This is a genomic window from Pontibacter akesuensis (genome assembly GCF_001611675.1).
GTDB classification, from domain to species: Bacteria; Bacteroidota; Bacteroidia; order Cytophagales; family Hymenobacteraceae; genus Pontibacter; species Pontibacter akesuensis.
Genome location: NZ_CP014766.1, coordinates 84,151 through 96,517, shown reverse-complemented (window position 1 = coordinate 96,517; position 12,367 = coordinate 84,151). Strand labels below are relative to the sequence as shown.

Here is a 12,367-nt window from a genome sequence, read left to right as displayed (position 1 = left end):
GATGTTAATGCTTGTTACTGGCCTTTGCTTTGGCTACCTGCTGTGTTGTTACCTCACCGCCTTTGTTGCCCCAGTTGTTCAGTATAAAGGTCATCACGTTGGCAATCTCCTCGTCTGTCAGCTTCAGCTTCGGCATGGTGCTATTGTAAAGCTCGCCGTTCACCTTAATCTGCCCCTCTAAACCATGTGCAATCACCCCGATGGATCTGTCCACATCAGCATTCAGGTAATCAGATTTGGCAAGGGGAGGGAAGGCGCCTTTGATACCCTGACCTTCAGCCTGGTGGCAAGCCTGGCAGTTCTGTACAAACACAGCCTTGCCAAGTGCCAGTCGCTGGTCTTTGTTGGCTGCCACAGGTGCGGTAGGTGCTTTTGCCAGCGGCATTTCCTGTATGGTTGCGCCCTCAGGTAAGTATACTTTATCCATGATCTGGCCAGAGTAGATGTCTTTGTATTCCGGTCCTTCTACTTTCAGCATGCCTAGCGCGCCTTTGTTGAAGGCCCTGAAGATGGAGTGGTCTACCAGGATATAAGTGCCCGGCACATCAGCCTTGAACTCGGTGATGGCGGAGCCACCGGCTGGGACCAGGGTTGTCTGCACGTTCAAGTTTGTTTTAGAACCGCCCTCAGAATACACTTTGTCGAAGATCTCGCCGATCACATGGAAGGAAGACACCAGGTTCGGGCCACCGTTGCCTACAAAGAGGCGCACTGTTTCGCCAGTTTTAGCGGTAAGGGCATTGTCGCCATTAAGCGCACCCACGGAGCCATTGAACACCACGTAAGTCGGATTTTCGTCCAGGGCTTTGCCCATGTCAAACGGTTGCAGACCGGCATCCCCAAAACCTCCTTTGGTGTAGAAGTCGCCCTGCATCACGTAGTACTCTTTGTCTACCTTCGGCAGCCCTTCTTCCGGCTCTACAAGTATAAGCCCGTACATACCGTTGGCGATGTGCATACCCACCGGTGCGGTGGCACAGTGGTAAACATACAGGCCCGGGTTCAGGGCTTTGAAGGAGAACACGGTTTCGTGTCCTGGCGCCGTGAACGTAGAAGCCGCGCCACCACCTGGGCCTGTCACGGCGTGCAGGTCGATGTTGTGCGGGTTCTTGCTGTCGGGGTGGTTCATGAGGTGAAACTCCACCTCATCGTTTTGCCTAATGCGAATGAACTTGCCCGGAACGGATCCACCAAACGTCCAGAAAGTATAATCCACACCATCAGCCAGCTTTTGAACCACCTCTGTTACCTCAAGGCGCACCACCACCTTTGCAGGGTGCTTGCGGGTGATGGGGGCGGGAACTAGCGGAGGGGCTGTCAGCTCTGCCTCAATGACAGGAAGTTCTTTTGAGCTGCTGGTGCCTGCTGTCAAGGCTTTTTCTGCCTCTGTGGTTTGTGTGCTGCATGCGCCGAGAATACCGGCGCAGTAGATGGCGATTGCCAGCAGCTGCAATTTTCTGGTGATAGATGACCTTTTCATGACGTAGGGTTGTGGTAGGATTGATAGTGCTAAATAAAGAGCTGGCACTCTTTTATTTCATGATGCCCGTCATGAGCTTTAATGACGGTTGTCACTATGGTTTTTAAGCTAGCAGAAGACTCCTTTTCGTATATGAGGTGACTTTCTTTTCTATCACTTTTGAAATAAGTGTTTTTCCCGAATTGTCTGTTGGCGGAAGTTAAGGGAGGCTATGAAAGTAAGGGCAGAAGCGTCCTCCGGAGGTGGACGGCCATGGTGTTAACTACTGCAAAGCAATTGTACAAGCTTATACCAGTTCTAAACATGCTGCCGGCTACAAACTTGTGCTACCAAGTAAAGTAAGGGTTAGATAGCTAACTCTACCGCTTTATGATGTTGGTTTAGGTATAAAGACAGAAAGCCCTGGCTGTGGTGCCAGGGCATTCCCTATTAAGTTTGTATTCTGATGTGTAAGCGCAGTGCTAAGATCATGCACTGCCTAGGGCATTAAAACTAAGACTTGGCTTCTTTTTTAACTTCAGAAGAAGGGTAATCCTCCAGTGAAACATCGGTGTCCTCTTCCAGCGACCACCCGGTTTTCAGACCGATGATGAACCAGGCCAGGGCCACTACACCACCCGCGAAGATGGTATCACCCACCACGCGCAGCCAGCGCAGAATTTCCATGGTGTCGGTTTGCATAAACTCCATAGAGCGGGCGTACCACAGGCCGTACTCCACACTGGCCCATGTCTGCAGCAGACCGATTGGCAGCACACTGATCAGCACCATTAGCATCAGGCCGATATTGATAGACCAGAACGCAAAGCTGATCACACCGTCCTTCCAGCGGCGGCGGGCAGAGAGACATTTCACCACGAACAGCATCAAACCAATACCCAGCATGCCGTACACACCAAACAAGGCGGTGTGGGCGTGTACAGGCGTAGTATTAAGCCCTTGCATATAGTAAAGCGCAATCGGCGGGTTGATTACGAAACCGAATACGCCGGCACCTACCAGGTTCCAGAACGCAACCGCTATGAAGCAGTATATTGGCCATTTGTAGGCTTTGATCCACTGGGTGGCGCGGCTGATCTCCAGGTTGTGGTATGCTTCAAAACCAATTAGCACGAGCGGTACTACTTCCAGAGCGCTGAAGGTGGCTCCCAGTGCCATCACCGAAGTTGGTGTGCCGCTGAAGTATAAGTGGTGGAAGGTGCCGATGATACCGCCGAACAGGAAAATGATGGTGGAGAACAGCACGGTAGCCGTCGCCATTTTTGTTTCCAGCAGGCCCATGCGCACGAACAGGAACGCAATCACCACAGTGGCAAACACCTCAAAGAAGCCTTCTACCCACAGGTGCACCACCCACCAGCGCCAGTACTCGGCAATGGCCAGGTTGGTGTGCTGGCCCCACATCAGGCCGGAGGCGTAGAAAATGGCGATGGCAGCCGACGAGATCAGGAACATGCCCAGCAGGTGGCGCCCTTCGACATCGTTTTTAAAGGCAGGCATAATGGCGCGCACCATCAGCCCCAGCCACAGGAACAGCCCCACCAGCAGGAAGATCTGCCAGAAACGGCCCAGGTCTACATACTCATAGCCTTGGTGTCCGAACCAGAAGTTCTCGCCGTAGCCCAGTTTTTGCATCACGCCGTACCACTGCCCGGCCAGTGAGCCAGCCACAATTATGAGTAGGCAGATAAACAGAAAGTCAACGCCCAGCTTCTGGAACTTCGGCTCATAACCAGACACAGCCGGGGCGATGTATAGACCCGTAGCAAGCCAGGAAGTAGCAATCCAGAAAATGGCCAGCTGCACGTGCCAGGTGCGTGTAATAGAGTAGGGTAGGTAATCAGCCAGCGGGAAGCCATAAAGCGCCTGTCCTTCCACACCGTAGTGCGCCGTTACCACGCCCAACGTCACCTGCACCACAATCAGGGCTGTCACAATCCAGATGTACTTTAGCGTCGCCTTCATGGATGGCGTAGCTTTGAGACCCAACAGCGGGTCCTGCTTCGGCAGTTTGGAATGGTCAATCTCATCCTCTTTGTTAGAGGCATAATAGTAGGCCAGCAAACCAACACCCGCAATAAGTATAATCACACTGAAGCCTGTCCAGATGATGAGGTATGAGCTTGGTTCGTTGCCCACCAGTTTATCTGCAGGCCAGTTGTTGGTGTAGGTAATTGCCTGACCGGGGCGTTCGGTTATGCAGGCCCAGGAAGTCCAGAAGAAGAAGGCATTCAGCTTACGCATGCGCTCCGGATCTTTCACCGTATTGTCGGCCATGGCGTAGGCATCGCGGTGTTCAGCCAGGGCCGGATCATCTGTGAAGAGGGCAGTATAGTGCGCACTTACATCGGCTATGGCCTCGGCACGCAGGTCAGAAATGGTGAGAACACCTGTTGCCGGATTGTAAGTATTAGCGCGGATCTGCTTCTGCAGACGGGCCTGCAGCATGGCTTGCAGCTCCTCATCCAGTTCGTCGTATGGAACGCCTTTTTCCTGCTGCGCCCAAACGTTCACAAAGTAAAGCGCCTCTTTGTGCAGCCATTCGGCGCTCCAATCAGGTGCAACGTAGGCGCCGTGGCCCCAGATAGAACCTAATTCCTGCCCGCCTATAGACTGCCATACGTTCTGGCCATCCTGTATATCCTCCTGAGTGAAGATCACCTTACCTGAGGCAGTGACAACTTGTTTTGGAATGGGAGGCGCCTCCCGGTAAATCTCGGAACCGTAGTACCCGAGAACAGCGAAGGAGCCGACTATCACGGCTAAAAATCCCAGCCAGAGCTTTTTGTATTTCATGGCATTTAGTGTTTAAGTGTTTGATGCTTTTTGTTTAAGTGTAGGAAGTATAGAATCAGGTTGTGTTAGTTCCGGGTTGTTGCTGGCTTAAAAAAGGTAGGCGACGCCAAGTTGCGTGCGGCTGTTTCCTTTGGTATCGCGGTTGGTGGTGGTGCTGATGTTTTTCTGCAGCATGGCGCTTACCGAGAAGTTCTGCAGGTACACGCTCAGTCCCAGGTTGCCATACATGCTCTCGTCCCCCGTTTGCGCGTTCACCTCGCCGCTTACTTTGTCTGCCTCTGCCTTTTCGTAGTAGAGGCCGGCGCTGGGCAGTAGCGTAACTTCACTGCCCATATTCTGCCAGTAAAACAGGTTGGAGGAGGCGCTAAGGCAATTGCCAAACTGATAGCCGGCGCTGTTCTTGTTGTTGCGATTGTAAGTCACATCTGAGTTCAGGCCGAGCTTATCAAAGCGGATGGTGTAAATGCCGGTTACGATATAGTCGGTGCTGCCGGTGCCGGGCTGCATGCTGACAGGGCCATGATCGTGGCCGGAAGAAAAGGAGCCTGTGGGCAATTTGATGCCGCCGCCCACGCGCAAGGTGTGCTTTAAGGTATAATTCAGGCTGTCGCCGGTATTGATTACCGCATAGTTGGCCAGCAGGGTCACATCCCCAAGGCCGCTGCTGCGGTGCGTCATGTCAGGCATCACGTGCTCGTTAAAGCGGTAAGGCACAAAGGCGAATACCTGCATTCCCCTTATTGGGGTATAGCGGCCCCAAAGCTCGGCGGTGCGGAAAATATTATCTGTTTGCTCGTGGTGTGTCTCCGGTACCCCATCATGCAAGTGGGTATAGGTGCTGGTAATGGTGTAGGAGCTGTTCAGGTAGCGTACGCCAAACAGGTTTTTGTGCACCTGAGGCAGAATGCCCAGGTAGCTTCCTCCCATGGTGCAGCCGCCGTCGCAGGCCTGGCTGGTGAAACTTATGCCTGCAAAGGCTAGGGCAAGTATAAATAGCTTTTTCATGACTTGTGATTTTAATGGGTTAAATAAGGATGAGGTGCCTGCTGGCACCTTTCAGGAAATAAAGTCATGCCTTTGGGGAGGGTGGAACAATGTGAAGTCCGGGGAGGAGTATACTTCTAAAGTGTAGGGAGTCGCTTTACCGGGTGTTTCTACCGTGAGGCTAACTTCGTGCAGTTGAAATAACTGATCGGGTATGGAGATATCCATCCGCTGCTGCAGCTGGCTTTCCTGCTCCGCCTCTTTCTGCAGCTTCCGCTTTAAATAGCAACTGCCCTCGCAATCGGAACCTTGCACCTCGCGCTGCTCACACAGGTACTTGCTAATGTAGGCGTGGTTTGCCTGGAAAAGCAGGTAAGCGCCCGTGTTGCCCATTGGCTGAGCCACTGCACCAATCACCAGAAATATCCAGGCCAGCCGTTTCATTTCTATTCCATTTGTTCGGTACAAATGTCCTGCGGCAGGGCAAGATGGAAAATGACAAGAGTCATTACTAAAAGAGATTTAGGTCTTCTATTATCCCCCAATCCGACAATACCTTTGAACCATAGCAAAACACAAATACAATCCGAACACTTAAATTTTGCCACCATGAAAAAAATACAAACAAGCCTGGGAAGTCTGCTGAGACAAAGCCTGTTACCTGCGATCAAAGGAAGCGCTACGGCTATACTTTGCGGTGCCATGCTTTTTAGCTGCTCATCAGGCGAAAGCGAGAACTACTACGACGGTTACAAAGCGGAAAATGGCGTTTTGGAAGATGCCACAGCGAAAGCCGAAGCTCCTGCAGCCGATGACGGCAAGGGAATAGGCCCGGTTAAAACAGTAGCGCTGGGGGAGCAGGTGGATGAGGCACTCGCCGCAAATGGCCAGGCCATCTTCGAGGGTAAGTGCGCAGCCTGTCATCAGTTGTCAGACCAGAAGATTGTAGGTCCGGGACTGGCTGGGGTTACAGAGCGCCGCAAGCCTGAGTGGGTAATGAACATGATCATCAACCCTGAGGAGATGACCAAAAAAGACCCTGAAGCGAAAAAACTGCTGGCCGAGCACCTGACCCAGATGACGAACCAGAACATTAACGAACCGGATGCCCGCGCACTGCTGGAGTTCCTGAGAAAGAACGACACCGAAGGATAAGAAACACACGACCATAACCTTACTTATATGGAAACCCTGATCAATAAATTAAAAGCAGCGGCGCTTAAGATGACGCTGCTGATGGCGCTGGCAGCCGGCGCGGCGTTCCAAGGCTGTAGTGGCACGGAGCAAGGAAACAGCAAAGACGAAGCTGTGTCGGCCGATGCCGCAACCGCCGTTTACGTGGCCCCTGGCGAGCACGATGAGCTATACTCTTTTCTCTCTGGCGGCTTCAACGGGCAGGTATCGGTTTACGGTATTCCCTCTGGCAGGCTGCTGAAGATCATACCGGTGTTCACCCAGTTCGCGGAGAACGGCTACGGCTACAACGAGGAATCGAAAGCGATGCTGATGACTTCCCACGGCTTTGTGCCCTGGGACGACCTGCACCACCCGAAGCTCTCCCGCGCCGACGGCATGGCAGACGGACGCTGGCTCTTCGTTAACGGTAACAACACACCGCGCGTGGCCCGGGTTGACCTGAAGACTTTCGAGACGGTGGAGATCATGGAAATCCCGAACAGCGCCGGTAACCACTGCTCACCTTATCCTACGAACAACAACGAGTATGTGCTGGCCGGAACACGCTTCAGTGTGCCGCTCGACATGAAAGGCGGAACACAGGACGTGAGCCTGAACGACTATAAGGACAAGTTCAGAGGCTCTATTTCTTTCATCAAGGTAGACAAGGAGCATGGCGACATGGAACTGGACTTCCAGATCCTGGTACCTGGCTTCGACTATGACCTGGCTAACGGCGGTAAAGGCCCTTCTGAAGACTGGGTGTTCTTTACAACCTACAATACTGAGAAATCTGCCACGCTGAAAGAGCTTGGTGCCTCCCAGAACGACAGGGATTATCTGGCTGCCATCAACTGGAAACTCGCTGCCAAGTATGCGGCAGAGGGCAAGGCAAAGGAAATGCCGGCCAACTACTATCATAACAAGATGGACCACAACTCGCACATCGCCAAATCTACGGTGAAGAAAACAGTGCGCTACCTGCTGCCAGAGGATTGCCCGGGTATGATGTACCTGCTGCCTGCGCCTAAGTCGCCGCACGGTATTGACGTGGACCCAACTGGCGAGTACATGGTGGTGAACGGCAAACTGGCCTCATCGCTGCCAGTGTTCGCGTTCTCCAAAATGCAGAAGGCTATCAAGAACAAGGATTTTGATGGTGAGGTGAACGGTATTCCGGTGCTCAAGTATGAGTCTGTGCTGGCAGCCGAAGTGAAGGAGCCGGGCCTAGGGCCGCTGCACACCGAATTTGATGGCAAGGGCAATGCCTACTCTACCATGTTCGTGTCTTCTGAGGTAGTGAAGTGGAGCCTGAAGGACTTCCAGGTGAAAGACAGAATGCCGGTGTACTACTCTCCGGGTCACCTGATGATTCCGGGTGGCGATACACGGGAACCATACGGCAAGTACATGGTGGTGATGAACAAGATCACAAAAGACCGTTTCCTGCCTACAGGTCCTGAATTGATGCACTCTGCGCAGTTGATCGACATCAGCGGCGAAAAAATGAAGATGCTCCTCGACTTCCCGACAGTGGCTGAACCGCACTACGCCCAAGGTATACGGGCTGATTTAGTGGCGCCGAACAGCGTGAAGTTCTTCAAACTGGATGAGAACACCCACCCTGAAGCCGTAAAGAGCGAGAAAGACGTGAGCGTGACCAGAAACGGCAGAAACGTGAAGATCAATATGACCTCCATCCGAAGCCACTTCACACCGGATAACATTGAAGGGGTGCAGGTTGGCGACACGGTGCTCTTCCACGTGACAAACCTGGAGCAGGACTGGGATGTACCGCACGGATTCGCAATAATGGGTGCCAATAACGCCGAAACGCTGATCATGCCGGGAGCCACCCAAACCCTTAAGTGGGTGCCACAGCAGGCTGGTATCTACCCGTTCTACTGCACTGACTTCTGCTCTGCGCTGCACCAGGAGATGCAAGGCTACGTACGGGTTTCCCCGAGAGGATCTAAAGTACCGATCAGCTTCTCTACCGGAGAGAAAAAGCCGGTACCGCCAGCAACAGCCTCTGTAAGCAAATAATGCTTTAAACGGGCAAGACAGCGGAGGTTGCCCCGGGCAGGCCTCCGCTGTTTTTATTTCACCTTAAACAGTGCAAAGATGAAAACCTCCCATAAAGTGCTGATGCTGCTGGCGGGCTTGTCACTTGGGCTTTTGTTTTTCTTTCCGATGTGGAAGATTTACCTCAACGCTCCCCAGTACCCGGAAGGGCTGGAGCTGCACATCTGGGTAAACAAGATTTCCGGCAGCTCTGAAAGCGTGCTGCAGAATTTCAACATCCTGAACCACTACATCGGGATGGAGCCAATACACGCCGAATCATTTGCCGAGTTGAAGATTATGCCCTACGTGGTAGTTTTCTTTATGGTGGCGGGCGTAACCCTTGCCCTGCTGGGCAGAAGGCGGCTGGTGCTTTACTGGACTATGCTGCTGCTGCTGGCCGGTGCCGTGGGCCTGTTCGACTTTTACATGTGGCTGCACAAATTCGGAACCAACCTGAATCCCGAAGCGCCGATAAAGGTACCTGGCATGACGTACATCCCGCCCCTGCTGGGCAGTAAACAGTTGCTCAACTTCGATGCACTGTCGTTGCCAGGTTGGGGAAGTTTGGGTGTTTTCCTGGCGGTGGTGCTGGCAGGGCTGGTATACTTCCTAAGCCGCAACACAAACAAAACAGCAAGTATAAATCGAAAAAATGTACTGGTATGAAACAAGTCATTCAAGATTCTTTGAGCCTGCTGATGCTGCTTTTCCTGCTGGCAGGCTGCAGCGTTGAGCCGAAGCCGATTGCGTACGGTGCCGCCAACTGCGCCCACTGCAGCATGACGCTGTCTGACAAACGGTATGGCGCAGAGCTGGTGAACGATAAGGGCAGGGCTTATTTTTTTGACTCTGCCGAGTGTCTGGCTGCCTACGTGGTAGACCAGCCTGAGCTGGGGAATAAGGCCGCCTTCCTGATGGTCACCAACTACACAAACCCCGAGGAGCTGATAGAGGCGCAAAAGGCATACTTTCTGCAAAGCGAGGCGCTGCCAAGCCCCATGGGAATGAACCTGACTGCGCTGGCAGAAGCGGCGACCGCAGGAGAGATGCAACAGCAACTGGGGGGGCAGGTATTATCCTGGGACCAGGTGCTATTAGCCGTACAGAACGATGAAAAATTTAAGTAACACCTTTATACTTACCTGCACCTTTATACTACTGTTGCTGGCTCCAAATGCCTTCGGCAGTACACTGAAGGTGTGCAAAACCTGTCGCTATACTTCGGTGAAGCAGGCGGTGCAAAAAGCCAATCCAGGCGACACCATACTTGTTTCCGGTGGGGTGTACAGGGAATCCGGAATAGATATTAACAAGCCATTAACGCTGATCGGTCAGAACAACGCCGTAATTGATGGCAACTTTACCGGCCAGCTCCTGACCGTAACGGCTGACAATGTAACCATACTGGGGCTCACGCTTAAGAATGTGGCCACCAGCTACACTCGCGACGATGCCGCGATTAGGGTAATGGGGCGCCAGAACATCCGCATTGTCGGCAACACCATTCTGAAGACATACTATGGCATTTACCTGCAGAATTCGGAAAAAGTTCTCATCAAAAACAATAATATATTGGGTGATAACACTGACCGGAATGAGTCGGCCTTAGGAAACGCCATCCATTTATACTATACCGACGAGGTGGAGATAAGCGGCAACAACGTGCAGGGCCACCGCGACGGTATTTACCTAGAAGTGGTGAAAAACAGTCAGGTGCACCGCAATACAAGCCATAAGAACCTACGCTATGGGCTGCACTTTATGTTCTCAGATGGCAATACCTATACGTACAATACCTTCCGGAAAAACGGGGCGGGCGTGGCGGTGATGTATACACGAAACGTGCGGATGGAGCACAACACGTTTGAAGATAACTGGGGTGCCGCTTCTTACGGGCTGCTCCTGAAAGAAATAAACAACAGTGTGATTCACCACAACCTCTTCCGCCGCAACACCACGGCCATACACATGGAAAGCTCCAGCCGACTGGACATTAAACACAACGATTTTGAGCGCAACGGCTGGGCCATCAAGCTGATGACGACCTGCATAGAGGACACGTTCCGGTTGAACAACTTTACCGGCAACTCCTTTGATGTCAGCACCAATGGCAAATCGCAGTACAATTACTTCGAAAACAACTATTGGGAGAAGTATACCGGCTACGACCTGAACAAAGACAAAGTAGGAGATGTGCCCTACCGGCCGGTGAGTTTGTATGCCATGCTGGTGGAGCAGGTGCCGCCTTCGGTGATGCTGATGCGCAGTTTTATGGTAAACCTGTTGGATAACATGGAGAAAGTGCTGCCGAGCATCATACCTGAGCACCTGGTAGATAAATTCCCCTTAATGAAGAAGATTGACCATGATAACGATAGAAAACTTACGCAAGTCCTACGGTAAACTGCAGGTGCTCCAGGATGTGAGTGTAACCTTTGCTGCAGGCAAAGTGATCTCCATTATCGGACCGAACGGCGCCGGCAAAACCACCGTGAGCAAGTGCATCCTGGGCATGGTGCTGCCCGACAGCGGCGATATAAAAATGAATGGCAAAAGCGTTCTGAAGCAACATGCCTACCGCAGGCAGATTGGCTATATGTCCCAAATTGGCCGCTACCCCGAGAACATGACGATCCGGCAGGTGATCGAGATGATGCGCGACATTCGCAAGGATGTGAAGGAAGTAGATGAGGAGCTGATTGGGTTGTACAGGCTGAAGGAGATGTACGACAAACGCATGGGCGCCTTGTCTGGCGGCACCAAGCAGAAAGTAAGTGCGGCGCTGGCTTTTATGTTCAACCCGCAGGTGCTGATCCTGGATGAACCAACTGCCGGCCTCGACCCGATTTCTGCAGAAATTCTGAAGTGCAAAATCTTGAAGGAGCGCAAAAAAGGGAAACTGGTGTTGATCACATCGCACATCATGAGCGAAGTGGAGGAGGTGGCCGATGAGGTGATGTGCCTGGTGGACGGCCACGTGAAATTCTACGAGACCATCAGCAGCCTGAAGCAGCAGACAAACGAAGAGCGCCTAAGCAAGGCCATCGCCAAAATTATGAATGAGGAGGTTAAGCCATGAGCAAAATTATCAAATACGTGCTTTACGACATTGTTAAAAGCAAGATCATTATTGCCTACACGGTGTTTCTGCTGCTGCTTTCCATCGGCTTGTTTAACCTGGGAGGCAGTCCGGATAAAGGCATTCTAAGCCTGCTGAATTTAATAATACTCACAGTGCCGCTTATCAGCATTGTGTTTGCCACCACGCACTTTTACAACTCCTACGAGTTTATGGAGCTGCTGGTAGCTCAGCCGATCAACCGCCGCAAGATTTTCCTGGGCGAGTTCTTTGGGGTTGCCTTGTCGCTTTCTGCCGCTTTTTGGGTGGGGGTGGGGCTGCCGGTGCTGCTTTTCGGGGCCAGCCTTACAGGCTTGTACCTGCTGCTGACGGGCATCTTTATCACCTTTATTTTTGTGGCGCTGGCGTTTCTATCCTCCGTTATCACCCGTGATAAAGCCAAAGGCATTGGCATCGCGCTGATGCTGTGGTTTTACTTTGCGCTGCTCTACGATGGGATAGTGCTGTTTATACTTTACACCTTTGCAGATTACCCGCTGGAGTACGCCACGCTGGCGATGACGGCGCTAAACCCGGTAGACCTGGGACGGATCATGGTACTGCTGAACCTGGATGTGTCGGCGCTAATGGGCTATACCGGTGCGCTCTACAAGAGCATCTTCGGAAGCCTGTTGGGAATAGGAATGTCTTTTGGATTGCTGCTGGCCTGGGTGCTCCTGCCTTTGCTAAGCTCCAGCAGAATTTTCACGAAACGGGATCTATAGTTTCAATAAGGTGAAGTGTTT

11 protein-coding genes are annotated in these 12,367 nt (G+C 52.3%); 7 read left to right on the top strand and 4 right to left on the bottom strand.

Features of this window, described 5'->3' with window-relative positions; all coding sequences use genetic code 11:
- Window positions 1-4: 4 nt before the first annotated feature.
- From nirK to A0W33_RS00410, 4 genes are all read right to left on the bottom strand, one after another.
- Window positions 5-1,480, bottom strand: a complete 1,476-nt coding sequence (nirK, locus tag A0W33_RS00425; protein WP_068836330.1) for a copper-containing nitrite reductase — start codon at window positions 1,478-1,480, stop codon at window positions 5-7.
- A 492-nt stretch (window positions 1,481-1,972) separates the two neighbouring features.
- Window positions 1,973-4,276, bottom strand: coding sequence for a nitric-oxide reductase large subunit (locus tag A0W33_RS00420; protein ID WP_068836329.1), 2,304 nt, complete (start codon window positions 4,274-4,276; stop codon window positions 1,973-1,975).
- 87 nt (window positions 4,277-4,363) lie between these two features.
- A complete protein-coding gene (locus A0W33_RS00415) occupies window positions 4,364-5,281 on the bottom strand; it encodes a transporter family protein (protein WP_068836328.1) in 918 nt (305 codons plus the stop codon).
- A 51-nt stretch (window positions 5,282-5,332) separates the two neighbouring features.
- Entirely contained in the window at window positions 5,333-5,704 is a 372-nt protein-coding gene (locus A0W33_RS00410) for a hypothetical protein (protein WP_068836327.1), read from the bottom strand.
- A gap of 165 nt (window positions 5,705-5,869) precedes the next feature.
- Between A0W33_RS00410 and A0W33_RS00405 the strand changes: the two genes are divergently transcribed.
- From A0W33_RS00405 to A0W33_RS00375, 7 genes are all read left to right on the top strand, one after another.
- Window positions 5,870-6,415, top strand: coding sequence for a c-type cytochrome (locus tag A0W33_RS00405; protein ID WP_068836326.1), 546 nt, complete (start codon window positions 5,870-5,872; stop codon window positions 6,413-6,415).
- 27 nt (window positions 6,416-6,442) lie between these two features.
- Entirely contained in the window at window positions 6,443-8,482 is a 2,040-nt protein-coding gene (nosZ, locus tag A0W33_RS00400) for a Sec-dependent nitrous-oxide reductase (protein ID WP_068836325.1), read from the top strand.
- A 78-nt stretch (window positions 8,483-8,560) separates the two neighbouring features.
- On the top strand, window positions 8,561-9,169 hold the full coding sequence (locus A0W33_RS00395; protein ID WP_068836324.1) for a hypothetical protein: 609 nt from the start codon (window positions 8,561-8,563) through the stop codon (window positions 9,167-9,169).
- Entirely contained in the window at window positions 9,166-9,630 is a 465-nt protein-coding gene (locus tag A0W33_RS00390) for a nitrous oxide reductase accessory protein NosL (protein ID WP_068836323.1), read from the top strand. Before A0W33_RS00395 ends, A0W33_RS00390 begins: the two co-directional genes overlap by 4 nt.
- Entirely contained in the window at window positions 9,614-10,906 is a 1,293-nt protein-coding gene (locus tag A0W33_RS00385) for a nitrous oxide reductase family maturation protein NosD (protein WP_068836322.1), read from the top strand. The genes A0W33_RS00390 and A0W33_RS00385 overlap by 17 nt, the downstream gene beginning before the upstream one ends.
- Complete coding sequence (locus A0W33_RS00380) at window positions 10,869-11,582, top strand: ABC transporter ATP-binding protein (RefSeq protein ID WP_068836321.1); 714 nt, start codon at window positions 10,869-10,871, stop codon at window positions 11,580-11,582. The genes A0W33_RS00385 and A0W33_RS00380 overlap by 38 nt, the downstream gene beginning before the upstream one ends.
- Entirely contained in the window at window positions 11,579-12,346 is a 768-nt protein-coding gene (locus A0W33_RS00375) for an ABC transporter permease (protein WP_068836320.1), read from the top strand. Before A0W33_RS00380 ends, A0W33_RS00375 begins: the two co-directional genes overlap by 4 nt.
- Window positions 12,347-12,367: the final 21 nt, after the last annotated feature.